Genomic DNA, 21221 nt, shown 5'->3' with positions numbered 1-21221 from the left:
GCGTCAAGCAAAACTAGGCGGACTTCTTCTTGCTGTCGGAGACCATCATGTAGACGGTGAGCACGACGGCGATGGCGGCGATCACGATGGCGCCGTAGAAGGACTGCTGGTAGGCGGCGCTGCCGGCCTCGGCGTGATACAGCACGGCGGTGATGGGCTGGCTGATCCAGGTAGAAGCGGCGTAGCCCAAAAACATGATGCCGTAGTTGACGCCGATGTTGCTGGTGCCAAAGGCGCCACCGGTGAGCGGCGGGTAGATGACGAGCAGGGCGCCAAAGCTAAAGCCGAGCAGGGCGAGTGCCACAAAGAACATGCTCTGCGTAAAGCTCATCGACATGATGACGAGCGCGACGATGGTGACGACAAGGCTGATAAGCAGCGACTTGTAGGCGCCGAGCTTGTCGATGATCTGACCAAAGGACAGGCGGCCAACCAGGTTGGCGCAGGTGTTGACGGAGACCACCACACCGCCGAGGGCGACGGCTGCGGCGCTCGTGGGGTCGGCGAAGAGCTGGACGGCGGCGATGGAGGCAACCTTGCCCACGAGCAGGGTACCCGCGGTGGCGGCAAAGGCGAAGGTGACGATGAGGACCCAGAAGCGCGGGGTCTTGACCATCTCGCCCGGGGTGAGGTCGCCGAAGGTGCCGGCATGTGCGCCGCCCTTGGGGGCCTCGAAGCCCTCGGGCAGCCAGCCGGCCTCGGGGGCCTTCAGGAACAGGGCGGAGGCGGCGATCGTCACAAAGAAGATGACGCCGAGTGCCTTGAGGGCGCCAAAGATGCCCAGGCTCGGGATGAGCAGTGAGGCGAGCACCGGGGACAGCACGGCGGGGCCGGCGGTCGAAGCGGCGAGCGTAATGCCGGAGGCGAGGCCCTTCTTGTCGATAAACCACTTCTGACCCGTGGTGAGTGCCGGGTTGTAGCCCAGGCCGTTGCCGACAGCGGCGACGAGCGAGAACCACAGGTAGAACTGCCACGGCTCGGTGACGGTGCCGGACATGAACCAGCCCAAGCCGTAGCACACGGCGGCGGCGATCACGACGTTGCGGGGGCCGATCTTATCGGAGATGCGACCGGCGAAGATACCCGTCACGGCCATGATGGTCTGAAAGACCGGGAAAGCCCAGGTAAGAGCGCTGGACCACTCGGGATAGACGGCGAGCAGGTTCTTGCTCACGACGGAATACAGCGCGATGGAGCTGATGAAGAACATGGTGACGCACGCGGCGGAAAGCACGACGGCGCGACCCTTGTTGGAGTTGGTGGAAGCCATTGGACTCTTTCTAATCGATACGGGGGAGGGGCGGACGCGTCCGCGGGGCCTCCCTGTCAGGCTGGTTTACTGGTCGGTCGGCTTTGCGACGCCGGACTCGTCGGACCAAAGCTCGACACCCTTGTTCTTGAGGTAGTTGTCGGCATAGGCGCGACGGCCGCCGGGCTTAGCGGTGAGGTCGCCCATCATATTGGAGAAACCGCCGTCGACCTTGATGGCGTCGCCGGTGGTAAAGTCCGAGCGCTTGGACGCCAGGAACATGACGGCGTTGGCGATATCGCTGACCTCGCCGATGCGGCGCGTGGCGATCAGGCGGCTGCGACTCTTCTCGACTTCGGGGTCAGCGTAAAAGCTCGCCGACATGGGGGTCTTGACAAAGCAGGGCTCGACGCAGTTGGAGCGCACGCCGTAGGGGCCCCACTCGGCGGCCAGCATCTTGGACATCATGTTGACGCCCGCCTTGGTGGAGCTGTACACGCCCGAGAATGTCTCGGGGGAGTGGCTGGCAACGGTCGAGATGTGCACCAGGCGACCCTGGCCAGCCTTGATCATCTCGCGGCCAAAGCGCTGCGAGGTGATGAAGTAGCCGGTGAGGTTGACGTTGATGACCTCGTTCCAGTCACTCAGCGGCAGGTCTTCCATGGCTGCGAAGCGCAGGATGCCGGCGGTGTTGACGAGGACGTCGACGCGGCCGAAGTCGGCGATGGTGGCATCGACGGCGGCCTGAACCTCGGCCTCGTCGGTGGCGTTCATCTTGTAGCCCTCGGCGTGGATGCCAAACTCGGCGGCGAGGTCGGCAGCTGTGGCCTTGACCTTCTCCTCGTCCAGGTCGAGCAGGACAACGTTGGCGCCGTTGCGGGCGAACTCGCGGCAGATCTCGACGCCCATGCCGCCGAGCGCGCCGGTCACAGCGCAGACATCGCCCTCGAGCTTAAGCCAGTTGCTCATAGGAACTTCCCTTCTTGTGCCTCCCTGTGGGCCGCTCCCATTAATCGACCCACGTGGTTTTCGCTGGTTATCGTATGCTTTGCATTTGCGCAGGTGAATTGCATATTTGTTAGAATGGCGTAAACCTCTGGTTTATAGCTCACAAGACGATTTGTCCGTAATTGAGTGTGTGACCTGCCAAAACAACCCCCTGCGGCCGCGCATGGGCATACGTCTGGAAACGGGAGATTGACGTGTACGATCGACGACTTGAGGCCATATCGGCCGCCGCGGAGCTGGGAAGCTTCTCGCGTGCCGCGGCAAAGCTGCGCGTGTCGACGCCGGCACTCGTCAAGCAGGTTTCGGGCTTCGAGGCCGAGTTCGGCATCACGCTGTTCGAGCGGTCGCACTCGGGCGTTAAGGTGACGCCGGCTGGTGCGCTACTGGTGGACGACGCGCGCTCGATCATGCGCCAGTCCGAGGACGCACTGCGTCGTGCCCGGCGCGCGGCGGGCGATGGCGGTGCGGTGCGCTTGGGCGTGTCGATGATGTGCCCGGGGCGCCAGACGCTGTCGATGTGGACGGACGTGCACGAGCTGGAGCCGTCGTTGCGCTTTGAGATTGTGCCGGTGAGCGATCTCTATGACGAGCGCGAATCCGTTATGCGCAGCCTGGGGCGCGAGGTGGATGTGGTGCAGTCGAGTTTTTCGACCCCGCGCTGGGGCGACGCCTGCCAAAAGCTCCTCATCGTCAACGTGCCGTTTTATATCGACGTGCCGCGCACGAGCCGGCTCGCGCGCAAGACGCGCATCACGGTTGCCGACCTGGAGGGCATGCGCCTGCGCGTGCTCCGTCACGGCAACGACGCCATGGACAGCCTGCGCATCGACTTGTTGGCCGATGGCGGCGTGGACGTGATCGATGTGGATAGCTTCGACTTTGCGCTCTTTAACGAGGCCGAGGAAAAGGGCGACGCGGTGCTCACCTGCGGCGCATGGTCGGGGGTGCATCCGGCCTTTGTGGGCGTGCCGTTTCTATGCGGCCGCGAGGTGCCGGTCTTTCTACACTACCCGCTCGAGCCAACCCTCCAAGTACAAAAATTTGTCAACGCCATGGCCCAACTCCTCAAGTAGCTTACACAAAACGAGGCCCTGGCCAAACGGCCAGGGCCTCACTAACCTTTATTCCGTTTTAAACAACGGGCTGATTGCGCGCAGGAGGGTGCCCCGGGGCGGCGGGGTATTTCCTCCGCGCGCAGTTTCGCAGCGAAGCGAGAATGTTTGAGCACGGAGGAATTACCCCGACGCCCCGGGGAACCCTCCGTCAGTAACCGTTCCTACTCCAGCTCAAACGCTCCCGTGTACAGCTGGTAGTAATACCCGCGCTTGGCGATCAGCTCGTCGTGGTTGCCGCGCTCGATGATGCGGCCGTGATCCAGACAGATGATCGCGTCGGAGTTGCGCACGGTGGACAGGCGGTGTGCGATGACAAACGTCGTGCGGCCCTCCATGAGCTTGTCCATGCCCGCCTGTACGATGGCCTCGGTGCGGGTGTCGATGGAGCTCGTGGCCTCGTCCAGGATCATCGCCGGCGGATCGGCGACGGCGGCGCGGGCGATCGAGATCAGCTGGCGCTGGCCCTGCGACAGCTGGGCGCCGTTGCCGGTGAGCATGGTGTCATAGCCGTCAGGCAGGCGGGTGATAAAGTCGTCCGCGCCGGCGAGCTTGGCCGCCGCGATGCACTCCTCGTCGGTGGCATCCAGGTTGCCGTAGCGGATGTTATCCATCACGGTGCCGGTGAACAGGTTCACGTCCTGCAGCACGACGCCCAGCGAGCGGCGCAGATCGGCCTTGCGGATCTTATTGACGTTGATGCCGTCGTAGCGGATCTTGCCGTCGGCAATGTCGTAGAAGCGGTTGATGAGGTTGGTGATGGTCGTCTTACCGGCACCGGTGGCGCCGACAAACGCGACCTTCTGGCCCGGCTTGGCAAACACGGACGCGCCGTGCAGCACCTCGTGGTCGGGCGTGTAACCAAAGTCGACGTTATCCATGACCAGGTCGCCGCGCAGCGGTACGTACTCGATCTCGCCGGTTGCGCGGTGCGGATGTTTCCATGCCCACATGCCGGTGTGGTGGTCAGCCTCCTCGAACTCCCAAGTCTCGGGGTTTACCTGCGCGTTGACGAGCGTCACGTAGCCTTCGTCGGCCTCGGGCTTCTCGTCGATGAGTTCAAAGATACGGTCGGCGCCGGCGAGGCCCATGACCACGGCGTTGATCTGCTGCGAGATCTGACCGATCTGTCCGCAGAACTGCTTGGTCATGTTGAGGAACGGCACCACGACGGCGATGGACAGCGCCATGCCCGAGATGCTCAGGTTGGGCACGCCCAGCGCTAGGAAAATGCCGCCCGCCAGTGCGACCAGCACGTAGAGCAGGTTGCCCAGGTTCATAAGGATGGGCATGAGGATGTTGGCGTACATGTTGGCCTTCTGCGAGACCTCGAAGAGCTTTTCGTTGCGCTCGTCAAAATCGGCCTCGGCGGCAGACTCGTGGCAGAATGCCTTGACGACCTTCTGGCCGTTCATGACTTCCTCGATATGACCCTCGACCACGCCGAGCTCGGTTTGCTGCGCAATAAAGAAGCGCGCGGAGTTGGAGCCGAGCAGCTTGGTCATAAAGGTCATAAAGGCGACGCCGGCGATGATGACCAGGCACATCCACACGCTGTAGTACAGCATGATAAAGAACACCGTGACGATGATGATGATCGTCATGAGCAGGTTGGGCAGCGACTGACTGATCATCTGGCGCAGCGTATCGATGTCGTTGGTGTAGTGGCTCATGATATCGCCGCGCTGGTGCGTGTCGAAGTAGCGGATCGGCAGGTCCTGCATGCGGTTGAACATCATCTCGCGCAGCTTCTCCAGCGAGCCCTGCGTGACGATAGCCATGGCGCGGTTCCAGAAGAGCGAGGACAGGACGCCGACGCCGTAGATGCAGGCGAGGGTGGTCACGAGCTGCAGAATCTTGGGCCGTGCGGCTTCCCAATCGCCCGACTGCCACGATTCGCTAATAATCTGCAGGGCGCTCTGCAGGAAGGTCGCGCCGATGGAGTTGATGATGGCGCAGAGCACCACGCCGGCGACGACAAGGGGCAAAAGCACGGGATAGAAGCCAAAGAGCGTCTTGATGAGGCGCGACATGGTGCCGCCCTTACGGTTGAGTGCGCGCTCGGCGGTCGTTGCCTTACTCATGTGCCTCGCCTCCTTCCTGGGTCTGAGCTTGCGTTGCGGATGCCTCGGTGTCGGCCTCGACGGCCCCTTCGCCCTCGGCAGACATCTTGTTTTGCGAGGTAAAGGTCTCGCGGTAGATCTCGCTCGTCTTGAGTAGCTCGTCATGGTTGCCGATCTGCGCGATACGGCCGCCCTCCATGACGATGATGCGGTCTGCGTCCTGCACGGAGCTGATGCGCTGGGCGATGATGAGCTTGGTCGTGTTGGGAAGATAGCTTGCCAGCCCTGCGCGGATCTTGGCGTCGGTCTTGGTGTCGACGGCGCTGGTGGAGTCGTCCAGGATCAAGATCTTGGGGCGACGCAGCAGGGCGCGTGCAATGCACAGGCGCTGCTTCTGACCGCCCGAAACATTAGAGCCGCCCTGTTCGATCCAGGTGTCGTAGCCCTTGGGGAAACCGTCGACAAACTCGTCGGCACAGGCCAGATGCGCTGCCTCGCGGACTTCCTCGTCGGTGGCGTTCGGGTCGCCCCAACGCAGGTTCTCGGCGATGGTGCCGCTAAACAGCACGTTTTTCTGCAGCACCATGGCGACCTGGTGACGCAGCGCGTCCAGGTCGTAGTCGCGCACGTCCACGCCGCCCACGCGCACAGCGCCTTCGGTGGTGTCGTACAGGCGGGCGATGAGGTTAACGAGCGTGGACTTGGCCGAGCCGGTGCCGCCGATGATGCCGATGGTCTCGCCGCTCGTAATGTGCAGGTCGATATCGTCGAGCGCCTGGCGCTTCGCATGCTTGGAATACTTAAAGCTCACGTGGTCAAAGTCGATGGAACCGTCGGCAACCTCGAGCACGGGCTCGGCGGGATCGGCGATCGTGGGCTCGGCGGCCAGCACCTCGGCAATGCGGTGTGCCGATTCGTCGGCCATGGTCACCATGACAAAGATCATCGACAGCTGCATCAGGCTCATGAGAATCTGGAAACCATAGGTAAAGGTCGAGGAGAGCTGGCCCACGTCGAACAGCGTGCCCTGGCTCGTGATGATGAGCTTGGAGCCCAGGTAGATGATGACGACAAACGCGCCGTTGACGCAGATGTTCATCATGGGGTTGTTAAAGGCGAGCAGCTTCTCGGCGCGGGTGAAGTCCATCTGGACGTCGCGCGCGGCGGTCGCGAACTTCTCCTTCTCAAAGTCTTCGCGCACATAGCTCTTGACCACGCGCATGCCGGTGACGTTTTCCTCGACGGACTCGTTAAGGGCATCGTACTTGTGGAACACGCGCGAGAAGATGGGGCGCACCTTAAAGATGATAAAGAACAGTCCAAAGCCCAGCAGCGGAATGATGACCAGGTAGACCATGGCGACGCTGCCGCCCATGATAAATGCCATGGTAAAGGCGAAGATCAAGACCAGCGGCGCGCGCACGGCGATACGGATGATCATCATAAAGGCCTGCTGAACGTTGTTGATGTCGGTGGTCAGACGCGTGACGAGTGAGGAACTCGAGAACTCATCGATGTTGGCAAAGCTGAACGTCTGGATCTTGTAGAACAGGTCGTGACGCAGGTTCTTGGCGAACCCGCAGCTCGCATGGCTGCAGGTGACGCCGGCCGCGGCGCCAAAAGCAAGCGACGTCAGCGCGATGAGCACCAAAAAGCCTGCGGTGGGAAGCATCTCGGCTACGGTGGCGCCGTCTTTGATAGCGTCGATCAGGTTGGCGGTGATGAATGGAATCAGCATCTCGCAGAGCACCTCGCCAAGCACGAGCAACGGCGTGGCAACGGTGACTTTCATATAGTCGCGGATGCTGCCCATGAGGGTTTTAATCATCCAGTTCCTCCCAGGTTACGCGGATTTTATCGAGCATTTCGGCGAGGTCCTCGCGCTCGTCATGGGTTAGCGCGCTAAAGGCCTGCTCTCTAAAGCGAATGCGGGCTGCCTGGTCGATGCGGGCATTTTCCCGGCCGGTTTCGGTCAGGCGAATGGTGAGCTGCCGTCGATCCTTGGGGTTACGGCTGCGCTCGATGAGGCCGTTGAGCTCGAGCTTGGACAGGATCTCGGAAAGCGATCCCGGCTTGAGGTCGAAGTGCATGCCGAGCTCCTGCTGCGACATCTCGCCGCCGGGTTGCTTGGCCAGCAGGCAGATGATGGGCGCCTTGCCGGACACGCCTCCGCCATGAAAATGCATGTAATGGCCGCAAAAGCCCAGGCCGCTCAGGATGCGCTTGGCGAGTTTGTCTTCGGCGCTGACCGCTTCGGGTACATCCGCCGGCTGTGACGGGTCGCCGCCGGGCTCGTGCGAACAAAGGCTAAGAGGTTCATCGCACATGAATTAGTGCCGCTCCTTTCTTTATTTAGGTAGTTGAATTGTTTTGTGCCTAACTAATCTAGGAGCATGAGAAATGAATGTCAAGGTACCAAACTTATTATGTTCGAGCGGCACTTGGGGACACTCCTTGCGCCATTTACCGGTGATTCGTAGGGGGGGCGGAGGTAAACGGAGCAATTTCGAAACCTTTCCGCAACAATTTGCCCTTCGTACCGCTCGACTCCGCTCGCAACGTTCCCTGCGCTACACTTAGTCGCACTGTGGCGCTGCGCGCCGCGCCCGAAACAAGGGAGACCCTCATGAAGAACACTCAGCTGCTGCTGATCAACGATATGTGCGGCTACGGCAAGGTCGCGCTTTCCGCCATGCTGCCGGTACTGTCGCACATGGGCTACCGTATCCATAACTTGCCGACGGCGCTCGTTTCCGACACGCTCAACTACCCCAAGTTCTACATCTACGACACCACCGAGTACGTGCGCCAAAGCCTCGCTATCTGGGAGGAGCTCGGCTTTGAGTTCGACGCCATCTCGACCGGCTTTATCGTGACCGAGGAAGAGACGCGCATCATCTCGGACTTTTGCCACCGCCGTGCGCAAAAGGGCACCAAGGTGTTCGTCGATCCCATCATGGGTGACAACGGCAAGCTCTATGCCGGCGTGCCCGAGTCCACGATTGGCCTCATGCGGCACCTGCTGGAGTGCGCAGACTACGCGGTGCCCAACTACACCGAGGCCTGTCTGCTCGCCGATACGCCTATTGCAGAGCAGATCACGCCCGATGAGGCCCGCGCCCTTGTGGACGCCGTGCGCGAGTTGGGTGCCAAGTCGGTGGTCATTACGAGCGCCGTGGTCAATGGCACGAACGCGGTTATCGGTTACGACCATGTAGCGGGGGAGTACTTCACGATTCCCTTTGAGCTCATTCCGGTCTATTTCCCGGGCACGGGCGACACGTTCTCGGCGGTGCTCGTCGGCCGCGTTATGGCAGGTTGGAGTCTGCAGCGCGCGACGTCCGATGCCATGCGTGTGGTGGCTGAGCTTATCGAGCGCAATGCCGACCAAGAGGACAAGTCGGCCGGCCTTCCCATCGAGGCCTGCCTGGACGTGATCGACCATGAGTAATGCTGGCGAGGGCGGCGTCAAGCCTGCGGGCGAGAACAGGCCGCTCGGCGCGCCGCGTGGCAAGCGGCCGCGTATCCGCGTGAGCTGCGTGGACCAGCTGGGGACGTGCCGCTGCCACCACGGTCACAAGCCGGGCGACGTTTTTGACTTTGACCGAGACCGCGGCAAGATGTGCGCCATGGCCTGCCATGTGGGCTTTCCCTATATCGATATCCTGCGCTATGGCGGAACCGTGCCTGGCAACGAGCCTGGCACGGCAAAGTTCTGCTGCCCCGAGGTCGATACGCTGAACGTTTGGCTTGCCGAGATCGTCGACGAATAGCCGGATGTGACAAAGGAGCGGTCCCTTTGTCACATCCGCCGATGGTGCCCCTTCTTTTTTGCCTATAATCCTAAATCTCTGCATTTCATCCGATATTAGGTTCTAAAAACTCTGCATTTCATCGATAATCAAGCATATAAACTTTGCATTTCATTTGATGACACTGAGGGGAGAGCCTATGCTGCGTAGGAAAATAGCGGCAGAGCTGGAGCGTTGGCTGAAGTCTGCCGAGCAAAAGGCCTTATTCATTACGGGTTCTCGCCAGATCGGCAAAAGTTATTCGATTCGCGCATTTGGCAAAGCCAGGCATGCAACCTACATCGAACTCAACCTCATGGAAAATCGTCAGGCAAAAGATGCTCTTCTCGAGGCACGGGATGCCGACGATTTCATCAGCAGGGTGACGCTTCTCTCGGGAAAGCCGATAGCACCGGGCAAAACGCTCGTGTTTATCGATGAGGTCCAAGAGGCCCCCGACATCATGACGATGGCAAAGTTCCTTGTTGAGGACGGGAGGTGCCGCTGGGCGTTTTCGGGGTCAATGCTCGGGACTCAGTTCAAGGGCGTTAGGTCCTATCCCGTGGGATATGTTCACGAGCTTAGGATGTTCCCGCTCGATTTTGAGGAGTTTTGCTGGGCGATCGGGGTGAGCGAGGGAGCTCGCCAAACGATACGCGACGCGTGTATCAGCGAGAAGCCCATTCCTGATTACATTCATGACGCGATGATGGCAAACTTCAGGACCTATACCGTTGTCGGCGGAATGCCGGAGGTCGTGCAGCGCTTTCTTGACACGCGGGGCGACCTTGCCTCTGTTCGTCAGCTACAGTCAGAGCTCAACGAACAGTACCGGCGGGATATCTCCAAGTATGCAAGCGGGCGAGCCCTTCAGGTGCAGAGCATTTACGATCAGCTCCCTATTATGCTCGAGGGCGAAAACAAACGCTTCGTGCTCAATTCCATTGACCCCAAGGCGCATTACGACAAGTACCAGCGAGATTTTGTCTGGCTCGTCGATGCCGGCGTTGCTCTCAAGGCCGATATCGTAACCGAGCCAAAATCGCCCCTGCTCAAGACGGCACGGTCATCGCAGTTCAAGCTATACCAATCGGATACGGGCATGTTGATGGCGCGCTACCCCGTTGGCGTCGCCCAGGCGGCGTATCTTGATAGCAAGGAACCCAATCTGGGCGGTATTTACGAAAACGTGGTGGCCCAGCAGCTGACTGCCCAAAATCGCCAGCTTTACTACTATCAGACAAAGAAGCGCGGCGAAGTGGACTTTGTGGTCGACGGACCGGATGGAACGGCTGTTCCGATCGAGGTTAAATCGGGTTCCTATTACCACGCGCACGCCGCGCTCGGTCATGTGCTTGATACGGCCGAATATGGCGTAAGGCTCGGGATCGTTTTCTCGAGAGGCAACGTTGAACGCAGCGGAGCTGTTCTTTATTTGCCGCTATATGCGACCTGGGCCCTTTCGGATGTTTTGGGTGACTCCTGTGCCGAGGGGATAAAGCTGGAGGTCAAGCCGGTCTAGGGACAGTCCCCGATGCGACAAAGGGATAGTGCCTTTGTCGCATCCGCTATCCGAGATAATGAGCGTGGATTTTCTCCCGTCTAGAGCGCACTTGAATGCTCAAAGTGGGAGAAAATCCACGCTCGATCTGTATGCCGATGACGCGGCTCGCGAGGTTCGTGCGTCCGCGAACCTACAGCTGCTCGAGCATAGCGGTGCAGCCGGCGAGCACGTCGCGGTAGGTGGCATCGAAGTTGCCGGTGTACCAGGGATCGGCCACGTCGCCGGCGCGATCGGTCCAATCGAGCAAGCGCGTAATCTTGCCGTCGGGGTCGTCGCCAAAGATGCGACGCAGGCCGCGCGCGTTCTCAGCATCCATATAGACAATGCGATCCCAGTCGCCATACTCCGCGCGACGCACCTGACGTGCGCGATGTGCGACGACGGGAATTCCGACCTCGCGTAGCTTGGCAACGGTACCGTGGTGCGGCGGGTTGCCGATCTCCTCGGCCGAGGTCGCAGCGGAATCAATGACAAACTCGCCCTCGCGCCCGGCGCGGCGCACGAGCTCGGTAAACACCGACTCAGCCATCGTCGAGCGGCAGATGTTCCCATGGCAGATAAACAGTACACGTTGCATATGCGGTTTCCTTTCGATCGCCATCATCGAACTCGAGTATCGCAGCTAAGCCTAAGCCTACGCTCTCGCCCGCTTGCGCTCCCAGCGAGCCAACTTAATCGTCACCAGTGTGAGTGCCCAGGCTACAAGCGAGAACGCAGCGCCCACGGCGCCTACGTAGGAAATGCCAACTCCACTTACCACGGCGCCGCCCATTGCGGTGCCAAACGAGATGCCGACGTTAAACGCCATGGGCTCAACCGAACTTGCGAGTACCATCGACTTGGGATGGCGGCTGCGTGCCACGTCCATAAAGTGTGTGATGCACGAGACTGAGAACAGGTACATGAGCAGCGCCAAGCTAAAGACAAAGACCAGCGCGAGCGGCATGGTGCCGCCCACGGCAAACAGCCCGAGCAACGCCGCAGCCTGCAGCACAAACGTCACAAGCAGTGCCTTCATGCCAAAACGTGCGTCGATCCATCCGCCCAGGATGTTCGAGATCAGGCAGAACACGCCGTAGGCCATAAGCGTGGTGCTCGCCTGAACAGTGCCCATACCCAGCACCTGCTCAAGATAAGGCGTAACGTAGCCGTAGAATACATAGACCGAGCCCACGCCAAACAAAAAGATAAGCATGCCGGTGATGATGCTCGGTTCGCGTAGCAGACCCGCCTGCTCGCGGAAGGTAGCGGGTTCGTCGGTCTGTCCGGCGCGCGGCATAAACGCCACGAGCGCTCCGCAGATCAAAACGGCAAAGGTCAGCGTACCGTACATGGCCACGTGCCAATCGAGCGTGTCGGCCACGAACTTGCCGATCGAAGTGACAAAGACCATCGCCACGGAAAACGCGCCGTACACGACCGAGATGGCAAGCGAAGTTTGCTGCGGGGACAGCAGCTCGGGGATGTACGTCACGCCCACGGCGAGCAGCGCGCCCGAGACGGATCCCAGGACAATGCGCGAGATAAAGAGCACCTGGAAGTTGGGCGCCAACGCCATGACCAGGTTGCCGAGCACAAAGACGATGCTGTAGTACACGAGCAACTGGTAGCGGCGGAATCGCCCCGTGCTGAGCGCAAGCACCGGCGTGGCGATGGCGTAGACGAGCGCGAACACGCTGATGAGCTGGCCCGCAGTGGCAAGTGATACGCCGAGTTCCGTTGCCAAGTCGCTTTCGATGCCGATGACCACGAACTCTGAGCAGCCGAGCGAGAATCCCAACAGCACGAGCAGCGCCAGGCAGAGCTTGGTGCGCGCGGGGGAGAGCGCGGCGGCGGTTGACTTACTTTTAGACGTGGTTGCGGCGGTCAAGGTTGTCACTCCAATGTCGCATGAATAAGCGGGATTCAATCCCTGCAACTCTAACAGAATGTGCCAGGTGCCTGCCCCCTTTGTCGCAGGCTGTGCTTGCCTGTATAGTCGCAATACAGGTGAAAATGGTCTCAGGTACATTGCGGGCGACAGGAGATCCCATGGGTATGCACACGACAAAGGTTGCAGCAGGCGAGGGCAAGTTTGCGCTCGAGGCCCAGTTGACGGTGACGCCGCGAGGCATGGCGGTGTACGCCTGCTCGCCGGAGTTCGCGCACCTGGGCGCCACGGCGCAGGCCATTCCGCGTCCCGAGCCCGGCCGCACGGCGACAGTGAGCATCCTGGCTGTTCCGTGCCATCGAGACGAAATTCCGGCGCACGATATCGCGGCGGCGCTGGCCACGCGCTTTGGCGTGCCGGTCGTTGCGAGCACGGGCTTTCATGTTGAACAGGCGAGCGGGGGCGACCTGCAGCGCGTGCTCGACACCACCAAGGAGCTCATCGCCGCGCTCGAGGAGGCCGCAGCCCGCATTCTGCGCGCCGGCTGGGATGAGGGCGGCGCGGGCGCCGAGGTCGTGGCGGTCAATGCCGCGACCGGCGAGACGCTTGGCCCCGTCGACCGCATCGATGCCCATGCCGGTGAGGGCATTCTGCATCAGGCATTTCTGACGCTTCTGGTCGAGGGCCAGGGCGAAGACGCACGCCTGCTGCTCTGTCGTCGCAGTCCGCTCAAACGCCTGTGGGGCGGGGTGCTGGCCGATAGCTGTGCCGGCCATCCGCTCCCCGGGGAGGACGTTGTCGCCGCGACGGCGCGCCGCATCAACGAAGAGCTCGGCATCACGCGCGATCCCGATCAGCTCAAGTACCTCGGACGCGTGGTGTACCGCGAGGACCACGGCGACGGCCGCTGCGAGTGCGAGTGGTGCGAGGTGTTCGCAGCCCATGTTGAGCCGGGCGAGCTGCACATCAACCAAGAGGAGATCTCGGAGGTACGACGCGTGACCCCATCCGAGCTCGGCGGCTACCTGCAGGGTCGCCCCGAGCAGCTGGCACCCTGGCTCCGCGAGGCCCTGGAGGTCCCCTCCATCCGCGCAGCCCTCGCTATGTGAAAAAAGACAGTCCCTTTGCCACATCCAAACCGTCACAACATTTGATGAAAATCTCGAAAACGAGGAAAAGCGTCGAATGTTGTGACGCTTTTTGTCCAGAGGATCGCTTCTCATCCAAAAATCCCGCTTGACTGTATTGCCACAACACAGCGCAACGTAAGGGGTGTCCGATAACGGGCGCCCCTTTTTAAGTGGCAACGTGGCCGCGAATCCGGAGCGCCCCCAACAAGAAAGGTGGGGAGATGGAAGCGGAAAAGAAGGCGTTTAAGATCACCAAGCGCGAAATTGGCTTTGTGCTGGGTATCGTTGTCTTTTTGCTGGTGAAGTTTCTTCCTTTGGCGGAGCTGAGCTCGACGGTCGAGCTTACGGTCGGCGGTCAGACCTGTCTGGCGTTGACGCTCGCCACGGTGGTGTTCTGGACGTGTGGCGTGGCACAGCCGGGCTTTGTGGGCCTGCTCTATTGCGCGTTGCTCGTTCTGTTCAAGGTGTGCGTGGACGACACGGGTGCCGCGAGCATCTCGGCGACGGTCGCCTCCACGTTTAGCTCGTGGACCAAAGCCACCATGTGGCTCGTCATCGGCGCCTACCTCATCGCCAGCGCGGTCAAGGAGTCGGGCCTGGGCGAGCGCATCGCCTATGCGTTTATGCTCAAGTTCGTGCGCGATGCCAAGTCGCTTATCATCTCAATCTTCGCGCTCACCTTTGTGCTGTCGCTGCTGATCCCGCATCCGTTCCCCCGCGCCTTCCTCATTCTCGCCGTCGTCTCGGTCATTGCCGAGTCCGCCGGCTACGGTGACGACGACCGCGGCAAGCTCGGCTTCCTCGTGTTTGCCGCTGCTGCCCCGGGCTCCATGTTCTTCCTGACGGGCGACTCCACGCTCAACCCGCTTGTCGCGCAGTACAGCGCCGAGGCCGGCGGCATGAGCCCGTCCTTTGTCGACTGGTTCCTGTACATGAGCGTGCCTATGCTGGTCGCGCTGCTGTGCACCCTGTTCTTGGGCCTCTTCCTCTTTAAGCCCAGCAAGGAGCTCGTCTACGATCGCGAGCAGATCGTGGCCAAGCAGGCCGCGCTCGGCAAGCTCTCCGTCAAGGAGATCCGCACCATCGTGTGGCTTGTCATCGCCATCGCGCTGTGGCTCACCGTCTCGGGCGACTATATCGGCTGGGTCACCCTGGCCATTGGCGTCGCACTCGCCATGCCCATCATCGGCGAGGTCCTCACTCCTGCCAGCTGGAACGCTGTCGACATCAAGTCCCTCATGTTCCTGACGGCCGCCTTGCCCGTGGGTTCCGTGGGCGGCGCCACCGGCATGAACGCCTGGATCGCCGACGTCGTACTCCCCAGCTCCGTGCCCGAGAACATCTTCCTGTTCGCCCTGCTTGTCGCCGCGCTCTCCATGGTCATCCACATGTTCATGGGCTCGGTCATGGCCGTGCTCGGCGTGTGCGTGCCGGCGTTCATCAGCTTCGCGGCCGGCTCCAGCGTGAGCCCGCTCGCCGTGGCGCTCATCGTCTTCACGTCCATCAACATCCACTACATCCTGCCGTTCCACAACCTGCCGATCCTTATCGGCGAGGGCAAGGACGCCGGCGGCTACACCTCCAAAGAGGCCATGCGCATGGGCATTCCCCTCACCGCGGTCGTCTTTGTCGTCGTGCTGGTCGAGGCCGCCTGGTTCCACCTCTTTGGCCTGATGTAAACGGTCGAGCGCCTCATCTATGAGCGCCGCGGCCCCACTACGTTACCCAGCCCGGCGGCATCCCCGCCGCCGGGCACTCTCCCGAAAGGAGCATGCTATGTCCACTACCGATGCTTCCCAGATCCACGACCTGCGCTCCGCACTCGACTTTTTGCGCGAGATGCCGGGCCAGCTGCTCGAGACCGACACCCAGGTCGACCCGGACGCCGAGGTCTCGGGCGTCTATCGCCACGTCGGTGCCGGCGGCACCGTTATGCGTCCGACCAAAGAGGGTCCGGCGATGGTCTTCAACAACGTCAAGGGCTTTGACGATGCCAAGGTCTGCATCGGCATGCTTGCCAGCCGCAAGCGCGTTGCCGCCCTGCTCGACCTGGACGAGGAGCACCTGGGCCTCGAGATCGGCAAGCGCTTCGAGAACCTGATCGCGCCCGAGCAGATCGCCGAGGGTGCGCACGTCGACTGCCAGGAGGTCGTGTACAAGGCGAGCGACGAGGGCTTTGACCTGCGCAAGATCGTTCCCGCTCCCACCAACACGCCCGTCGACGGCGGCCCCTACATCACCATGGGTCTCGCCTATGGCACGAGCCCCGACGGCTCCCAGTCCGACGTGACCATCCACCGCTTCTCCTGCGTCGACAAGGACAAGCTCGCCATGTGGATTACCCCCGGCAGCCGTCACCTGGGCGCGTTCTTTGACGAGTACTGCCAGCGCGGCGAGGACATGCCCATTTCCATCTCCATCGGCCTGGACCCCGCTGTGTACATGTGCTGCGGCTTCGAGGCTCCCACCACGCCGCTCGGCTTCAACGAGCTGCAGATCGCCGGCGCCCTGCGCGGCCACGCCGTCGAGCTTGCCGACTGCGTCACCGTTCCGCAGAAGTGCATCGCCAATGCCGAGTACGTGCTCGAGGGCTACCTCATGCACGACGAGACCATCAACGAGGACGTCAACGGCCACGGCTACGCCATGCCCGAGTTCCCCGGCTACACCGGCGGCGCCAAGGTCTGTCCGGTGATCAAGATCACCGCCGTCACCACGCGTGTCAACCCCATTATGGAGAGCTGCATCGGCCCTTCGCACGAGCACGTGTCCATGGCCGGTATCCCCACCGAGGCTTCCATCTACAAGATGGTCGAGACCGCTATCCCGGGCCGCCTGCTCAACGTCCACGCTGCACCCTGCGGCGGCGGCAAGTTCGTTGCCATCATGCAGTTTAAGAAGTCGAGCAAAAATGACGAGGGCCGTCAGCGCAACGCCGCCATGCTCGCCTTCTCGGCATTCTCCGAGCTCAAGCATGTGATCTTGGTTGACGAGGATGTCGACATCTTTGATATGAGCGACGTGATGTGGGCCATGACCACGCGCTTCCAGGCCGACGTGGACCTCATCACCATCCCCGGTTGCCACTGCCACGTGCTCGATCCGTCCAACGACCCCGCGTTCGACCCCACGATCCGCGAGCACGGCATCGCCTGCAAGGCCATCTTCGACTGCACGGTCCCGTTCGACCTCAAGAAGAATTTCATTCGCTCGCAGTTCATGGAGATCGACAAGGACAAGTGGGCCAAGGAGATTGCTTTCTAGTAAGTAGCCCTACCAAGTAGTTAAGGAGTTGTCATGCCTGAGTCTTCTGTCCGTCCCCGTCGCATCGTCGTTGGCGTTTCGGGCGCCAGCGGTGCCGCGCTGGGCCTTGAGTGCCTCAAATGCCTGCGCCAGGCCGGCGCCGAGTCGGCGCTTGTCGTCACGCGCGGGGGAGAGATCACCATCGAGCAGGAGCTCGGCATGACGCTCGACGAGTTTGTCGCGCACGCCGATGTGGTCTACGACAACAAGAACATCGGCGCCGCCATCGCAAGCGGCACCTATCCGGTCGACGGTATGATCGTGGCCCCCTGCTCCATGAAGACGCTCGCCGGCATTGCGAGCGGCTACAGCGAAAACCTGTTGTTGCGCGCGGCCGACGTGCAGATGAAAGAGCAGCGCCGCCTGGTGCTCATGGTGCGCGAGACGCCCTTCAGCGCCATTCACGTCGACAACATGGCGCGCCTGGCGCGCGTACCGGGCGTCATGCTCATGCCGCCCATGCTCACGTTTTACAACGGCCCCGCCACGCTCGACGACGCGGTGCATCACATCGCCGCCAAGGCGCTCGAGGCCGTCGGCGTGTCATGCGCAAACTATAAGCGCTGGTCATGGGCGTCTTTAGGGTAGGATACGAGTAGTGTTTGAGCCCGCTGCCCCTGTGGGCGGCGGGCTTTGTGCGCTAAAAGGATGTGTCGGGAGGACTTATGCAGACGGGCATGTATGCGATTAGCGAGATGGCGAGCTTGTTTAACGTTTCGCGCCAAACGCTCATCTACTACGACAAGATCGGCCTGTTTAAGCCCGCCGTGGTGAACGAAAAGGGCTACCGTTTCTATTCGCCTACGCAGATCCCGCTCATGCGTCTGATCTGCATGCTGCGCGACCTGGGGCTCGAACTCGACGAGATTGACCGCCTGACCTCGACGTTCGACATTGGCGAGATGACCGATCACCTGCGCTCGCGGGTGCAGGCGCTCGACAAGCAGATTGCCGGGCTCAAGGCTGAGCGCGCGAGTGTGCAGGAACGCCTGAGCTTTTACGACGAGGCAGTCTACTGGCGCGAGCGCGAGGGCAGTCCGGAACTCAAGCAATTCGAGCGCCGCTACGTGGTCTTTGAGGAGTTTCCGGGCGATATCGAGCGCGGTCGCTCGATGCTTCACCCCACGCTCATGCGGGCAATCCTGCGCATGCGCACGCTGACGGGCACGCGCCCCATGCGCGGTTGGGGCGCCATGCTGCGTCGCGAGGCGCTGCATTCCGACGATCCCATCGCCGGTGCCGGCTCCTTTGCCGTACTGCCGCGCGGTGCCGAGGAGCTGCTGCCGAGCGACGCTGCCGAGCTGGCAGAGATCGGCATCGAAGTGCTGCCCGAGGGCACATACCTGTGCATGAGCCGCTGGGGCATGCCGTACGAGCCCGAAGGCATCCGCGCCATCGTGGCCTGCATGGACGAGCACGCGCTCCAGCCCATCGGCAACGCCTTCGACTTTTGCTACCTCGATACCACGAGCTACGACGAGTCCCACCAAGAGGACTTCTGCTGCATCCAAATCCCCGTCGCCCTCCAGATGTGACAAGGGGACTGCTCCTTCGTCGCATTTGTGGTGTGGCTGCTGCCTAAACCGTCACAACATTCGGCGAAAATCTCGAAAACGAGGAAAAGCGTCGAATGTTGTGACGGTTTTCCTGTCTGTGCCGGCGAGCCGCCGTGCCATCTGGGGGTATAAGGCTGGCAAGTGTTTATTTGCGAGGCCAAGGGGGCGCCCCGTATGGATATCGATAACTTTGAATGGTGGTATAGCGAGGGCGAGGCTCCGGACGAAGAGTGGGACGAGCCCGCGCCGTGTGACGTGTCGAGCGACGAGGACGAGGCCGGCAATGATGCCGGTGTCGAGCCTGAAGCCGCCTCCGATGCCGCCGAACCCCTAACCTTTGAGCAGGCCTGGGCCCAGGCTGAGGCTGACGAGGCAAAGGCCGATGCCACGGCCACACTGGGTGAGCCAGCCGACATGTCCATCTCGCCGGCAAAGACCCCGCGGCCGCGTCACACTATCGACCCCGATAGCACGGCATCCTTCAGTATTCTCGACGTGCCCTCGCAGGGTGCCCAGGCGCCCGCGCCCACGCATCGCCCCGACCTGGCTCGCGAGGGAGATGCAGGACGTCGCTCGCCGCTCGGCCCCATCCTTATCGCCTTTATGGCCGGCGTTATCGCCTGCTCGGCGATCGGAAATGTCTGGAGCCATGTGGAACAACAACGCAAAGATGCCGCCAAGGTCGAGATGTCCGTCGAGCAATCGCTCGGCCGCACGCGCTCGGTACATGTGTCGGTCGAGGTCAAGGACGGCGCGACGTGGGACACCGCGCGCGGCGACAGCCAAATGCTCGTCCACATCGTGGGGCGCACGCTCAAAGGGCAGACGATTGACGAGTATCAATACGTCAATTCCGCTGGTGACGGCATCGAACTCAAGCCCGGTGACTACGAGCTCACCGTCGATGAACCGCCCGTCGCCACCGACGGAACGCGCTTCCGCGCCTCAAAGCGCATGGTTCCCGTGAGCTTTAACTCGCAGGCGCCCGATACGGTCGACAGTACGCCGCAGGGCGGGTTCGACCTTTACGCAATCGCTCAATAACTGCGCCTGTCGCTTCTCCTTGCCGTCAAGAGTGGGACAATAGCCCTCGACACCGTTGTTTACTATTGGAGGAAGTAGCATGTCCACCGTCACTACCATCAAGCGCGGCGGCCTCACCGCGGCCATCGATTCCATGGGCGCCCAGCTCACGAGCCTTGCCCTCAACGGCAACGAGTATCTGTGGCAGGGCGACCCCGCCTTTTGGGGCAAGCATGCGCCCATCCTGTTCCCCATTGTGGGCTCGCTGCGCAACAACACAGCGACGTCTGCAGCCGGCACCTGCGAGATGCCGCGCCACGGCCTCGCGCGCATCGTCGAGCACAAGCTGGTCGAGGTCTCCGAGGACGGCTCGTCCGTTACCTACGAGATCACTGACACGCCTGAGTCGCTCAAGGCGTTCCCCTTCCACTTTAAGCTCAACATGACCTATGCCTTGACCGGCGACGCCACCCTCACGCAGACCTTCGCCGTCACCAACACCGGCGACGTGGACCTGCCGTTCTCGGTGGGCGGCCACCCCGCATTTAACGTGCCCGTCCCCGGTGCCGAGGACGAGGCGTTCGAGGATTACGAGTTGGCGTTTACCGAGGCTTGGACCAACGAGGCTCCCATCATCACGCCCGACGGTCTTATGACGTTCGAGGGTAGCTACAAGGCTCCCGATAACTCGGACGTGCTGCCCATCACGCACCGCAGCTTCGATAACGATGCCATCATGTTCACCGATACTCCGGGCTCCACGCTCACACTGCGCGGCCGCAAGTCGGGCCACGGCGTCAAGATCGACTTTGAGGGCTTTAAGTACATTGGCGTGTGGTCTGCCGCCAACGACGCTCCGTTTGTGGCGCTCGAGCCCTGGACCGGTCATACCACCATGGACACCGAGGACGATGTTTTTGAGCACAAGGTCAACACCATCACGCTGGCGCCGGGCGAGACGGACGTCCGCAGCTTTAGCGCCACCTTGCTCTAGAGGTTCCGCCGTTCTGACGAACGGCGGACCGGTCGACGCTGCGCGCCGCCCAGAGCGACAATTTGTCATTCAAAAGGCAAGGCATGACCAGAAGGTCTATGCCTTGCCTTTTTCATGCCAACTTGTTCGCCCTGGATGTCGCTCGCTGGCTGCGCCAAGACATCAATGGCTACGTGGTTCAAGAGATGGTGGCATTACCATTTGTTTTTACAAGTAAAGAGGCCCGTTTCCCTGGTTTTGGTCGGGGAAACGGGCCTCTTTGTCTATGGGCTTGTGGATTGGCGGAGACAATAACCGCTGGCAGCTATTTTGAGTTCCTGATGCGGCGTGTGGCCGTGGCGGTTATTCCGAGTCCTGCGGCGGCGATTCCTGCGAGTGCGATTGCGCTCGGCGCTGTGTCGCCCGTGTTCGCGAGCTTGTCGGCGGTCGTATCTGCTTGTTTGGTGGAGCTCGATGGAGCGTATTTGCTGGTCGCGGACGAGCCGGTGGGCTGCGTCGTCTCGGTCGGTTGCGTCGAGTTGGAGGGAGGCGTCGTCTCGGTCGGTTGCGTTATCTCGG

The 21221-nt window shown here is 61.5% G+C and carries 19 protein-coding genes; 11 read left to right on the top strand and 8 right to left on the bottom strand.

Annotated elements, in window-relative coordinates; translation table 11 throughout:
- Positions 1 to 13 precede the first annotated feature (13 nt).
- Positions 14 to 1270: an MFS transporter gene (locus DXC67_RS05830; RefSeq protein WP_117637692.1), complete on the bottom strand. Its 1257-nt coding sequence runs from the start codon at positions 1268 to 1270 to the stop codon at positions 14 to 16.
- A gap of 66 nt (positions 1271 to 1336) precedes the next feature.
- Positions 1337 to 2218 (bottom strand): SDR family NAD(P)-dependent oxidoreductase, encoded by an 882-nt coding sequence (locus DXC67_RS05825; protein ID WP_117637691.1) that lies wholly within the window; start codon positions 2216 to 2218, stop codon positions 1337 to 1339.
- A 233-nt stretch (positions 2219 to 2451) separates the two neighbouring features.
- Here DXC67_RS05825 and DXC67_RS05820 point away from each other — a divergent pair, with 233 nt between their 5' ends.
- Complete coding sequence (locus DXC67_RS05820; RefSeq protein ID WP_117637690.1) at positions 2452 to 3330, top strand: LysR family transcriptional regulator; 879 nt, start codon at positions 2452 to 2454, stop codon at positions 3328 to 3330.
- 203 nt (positions 3331 to 3533) lie between these two features.
- Here the strand turns inward: DXC67_RS05820 and DXC67_RS05815 are convergent, their stop codons facing one another.
- From DXC67_RS05815 to DXC67_RS05805, 3 genes are read right to left on the bottom strand one after another with little or no spacing between them, the layout of a single operon-like run.
- Positions 3534 to 5453: an ABC transporter ATP-binding protein gene (locus tag DXC67_RS05815; RefSeq protein WP_117637689.1), complete on the bottom strand. Its 1920-nt coding sequence runs from the start codon at positions 5451 to 5453 to the stop codon at positions 3534 to 3536.
- Positions 5446 to 7260, bottom strand: coding sequence for an ABC transporter ATP-binding protein (locus tag DXC67_RS05810; protein WP_117637688.1), 1815 nt, complete (start codon positions 7258 to 7260; stop codon positions 5446 to 5448). Before DXC67_RS05810 ends, DXC67_RS05815 begins: the two co-directional genes overlap by 8 nt.
- The gene (locus tag DXC67_RS05805; RefSeq protein WP_117637687.1) at positions 7253 to 7759 is read right to left on the bottom strand and encodes a MarR family winged helix-turn-helix transcriptional regulator; all 507 of its coding nucleotides are present in this window, start codon (positions 7757 to 7759) and stop codon (positions 7253 to 7255) included. Before DXC67_RS05805 ends, DXC67_RS05810 begins: the two co-directional genes overlap by 8 nt.
- A 299-nt stretch (positions 7760 to 8058) precedes the next feature.
- Between DXC67_RS05805 and DXC67_RS05800 the strand changes: the two genes are divergently transcribed.
- The 3 genes from DXC67_RS05800 to DXC67_RS05790 all read left to right on the top strand — a co-directional run bounded on the left by DXC67_RS05800 (position 8059) and on the right by DXC67_RS05790 (position 10745).
- Positions 8059 to 8883, top strand: a complete 825-nt coding sequence (locus DXC67_RS05800) for a PfkB family carbohydrate kinase (RefSeq protein WP_117637686.1) — start codon at positions 8059 to 8061, stop codon at positions 8881 to 8883.
- Positions 8876 to 9205, top strand: a complete 330-nt coding sequence (locus DXC67_RS05795) for a TIGR04076 family protein (RefSeq protein ID WP_197032192.1) — start codon at positions 8876 to 8878, stop codon at positions 9203 to 9205. Before DXC67_RS05800 ends, DXC67_RS05795 begins: the two co-directional genes overlap by 8 nt.
- Positions 9206 to 9383: 178 nt before the next feature.
- Entirely contained in the window at positions 9384 to 10745 is a 1362-nt protein-coding gene (locus tag DXC67_RS05790; RefSeq protein WP_117637685.1) for an ATP-binding protein, read from the top strand.
- Between the two features lie 172 nt (positions 10746 to 10917).
- On the opposite strand, the gene DXC67_RS05785 is transcribed toward DXC67_RS05790, so the two are convergent.
- Both DXC67_RS05785 and DXC67_RS05780 read right to left on the bottom strand, forming a co-directional pair.
- On the bottom strand, positions 10918 to 11364 hold the full coding sequence (locus tag DXC67_RS05785) for a low molecular weight protein-tyrosine-phosphatase (RefSeq protein WP_199410642.1): 447 nt from the start codon (positions 11362 to 11364) through the stop codon (positions 10918 to 10920).
- A 57-nt stretch (positions 11365 to 11421) separates the two neighbouring features.
- Entirely contained in the window at positions 11422 to 12657 is a 1236-nt protein-coding gene (locus tag DXC67_RS05780; protein WP_233503179.1) for an MFS transporter, read from the bottom strand.
- 161 nt (positions 12658 to 12818) lie between these two features.
- Between DXC67_RS05780 and DXC67_RS05775 the strand changes: the two genes are divergently transcribed.
- The 7 genes from DXC67_RS05775 to DXC67_RS05745 all read left to right on the top strand — a co-directional run bounded on the left by DXC67_RS05775 (position 12819) and on the right by DXC67_RS05745 (position 20663).
- On the top strand, positions 12819 to 13766 hold the full coding sequence (locus DXC67_RS05775; protein ID WP_117637683.1) for an isopentenyl-diphosphate delta-isomerase: 948 nt from the start codon (positions 12819 to 12821) through the stop codon (positions 13764 to 13766).
- Positions 13767 to 14008: 242 nt separating this feature from the next.
- Positions 14009 to 15466 carry an SLC13 family permease gene (locus tag DXC67_RS05770; protein WP_199410640.1) on the top strand — a complete coding sequence of 486 codons (1458 nt, stop codon included), beginning with the start codon at positions 14009 to 14011 and terminating at the stop codon, positions 15464 to 15466.
- Between the two features lie 97 nt (positions 15467 to 15563).
- Positions 15564 to 17051, top strand: a complete 1488-nt coding sequence (locus DXC67_RS05765) for a UbiD family decarboxylase (RefSeq protein ID WP_117637682.1) — start codon at positions 15564 to 15566, stop codon at positions 17049 to 17051.
- Positions 17052 to 17084: 33 nt separating this feature from the next.
- A complete protein-coding gene (locus DXC67_RS05760; protein ID WP_117637681.1) occupies positions 17085 to 17678 on the top strand; it encodes a UbiX family flavin prenyltransferase in 594 nt (197 codons plus the stop codon).
- A 62-nt stretch (positions 17679 to 17740) separates the two neighbouring features.
- Positions 17741 to 18625 (top strand): MerR family transcriptional regulator, encoded by an 885-nt coding sequence (locus tag DXC67_RS05755; protein ID WP_233503178.1) that lies wholly within the window; start codon positions 17741 to 17743, stop codon positions 18623 to 18625.
- 195 nt (positions 18626 to 18820) lie between these two features.
- Positions 18821 to 19690: a hypothetical protein gene (locus DXC67_RS05750; RefSeq protein WP_117637679.1), complete on the top strand. Its 870-nt coding sequence runs from the start codon at positions 18821 to 18823 to the stop codon at positions 19688 to 19690.
- 79 nt (positions 19691 to 19769) lie between these two features.
- On the top strand, positions 19770 to 20663 hold the full coding sequence (locus tag DXC67_RS05745) for an aldose 1-epimerase family protein (RefSeq protein ID WP_117637678.1): 894 nt from the start codon (positions 19770 to 19772) through the stop codon (positions 20661 to 20663).
- Positions 20664 to 20967: 304 nt separating this feature from the next.
- On the opposite strand, the gene DXC67_RS10820 is transcribed toward DXC67_RS05745, so the two are convergent.
- Positions 20968 to 21045: a hypothetical protein gene (locus DXC67_RS10820; RefSeq protein WP_369831364.1), complete on the bottom strand. Its 78-nt coding sequence runs from the start codon at positions 21043 to 21045 to the stop codon at positions 20968 to 20970.
- Positions 21046 to 21221: the final 176 nt, after the last annotated feature.

The sequence above is a fragment of the Collinsella sp. TF07-1 genome, from assembly GCF_003437235.1.
Taxonomy (GTDB): Bacteria; Actinomycetota; Coriobacteriia; order Coriobacteriales; family Coriobacteriaceae; genus Collinsella.
This window is presented reverse-complemented; position numbering and strand designations above follow the sequence as displayed.

Coding starts and splice junctions, on each gene's coding strand:
- DXC67_RS05830 (WP_117637692.1), bottom strand. CDS start 1,270: ATGGCTTCCACCAACTCCAACAAGGGTCGCGCCGTCGTGCTTTCCGCC.
- DXC67_RS05825 (WP_117637691.1), bottom strand. CDS start 2,218: ATGAGCAACTGGCTTAAGCTCGAGGGCGATGTCTGCGCTGTGACCGGC.
- DXC67_RS05815 (WP_117637689.1), bottom strand. CDS start 5,453: ATGAGTAAGGCAACGACCGCCGAGCGCGCACTCAACCGTAAGGGCGGC.
- DXC67_RS05810 (WP_117637688.1), bottom strand. CDS start 7,260: ATGATTAAAACCCTCATGGGCAGCATCCGCGACTATATGAAAGTCACC.
- DXC67_RS05805 (WP_117637687.1), bottom strand. CDS start 7,759: ATGTGCGATGAACCTCTTAGCCTTTGTTCGCACGAGCCCGGCGGCGAC.
- DXC67_RS05800 (WP_117637686.1), top strand. CDS start 8,059: ATGAAGAACACTCAGCTGCTGCTGATCAACGATATGTGCGGCTACGGC.
- DXC67_RS05795 (WP_197032192.1), top strand. CDS start 8,876: ATGAGTAATGCTGGCGAGGGCGGCGTCAAGCCTGCGGGCGAGAACAGG.
- DXC67_RS05790 (WP_117637685.1), top strand. CDS start 9,384: ATGCTGCGTAGGAAAATAGCGGCAGAGCTGGAGCGTTGGCTGAAGTCT.
- DXC67_RS05785 (WP_199410642.1), bottom strand. CDS start 11,364: ATGCAACGTGTACTGTTTATCTGCCATGGGAACATCTGCCGCTCGACG.
- DXC67_RS05775 (WP_117637683.1), top strand. CDS start 12,819: ATGGGTATGCACACGACAAAGGTTGCAGCAGGCGAGGGCAAGTTTGCG.
- DXC67_RS05770 (WP_199410640.1), top strand. CDS start 14,009: ATGGAAGCGGAAAAGAAGGCGTTTAAGATCACCAAGCGCGAAATTGGC.
- DXC67_RS05765 (WP_117637682.1), top strand. CDS start 15,564: ATGTCCACTACCGATGCTTCCCAGATCCACGACCTGCGCTCCGCACTC.
- DXC67_RS05760 (WP_117637681.1), top strand. CDS start 17,085: ATGCCTGAGTCTTCTGTCCGTCCCCGTCGCATCGTCGTTGGCGTTTCG.
- DXC67_RS05750 (WP_117637679.1), top strand. CDS start 18,821: ATGGATATCGATAACTTTGAATGGTGGTATAGCGAGGGCGAGGCTCCG.
- DXC67_RS05745 (WP_117637678.1), top strand. CDS start 19,770: ATGTCCACCGTCACTACCATCAAGCGCGGCGGCCTCACCGCGGCCATC.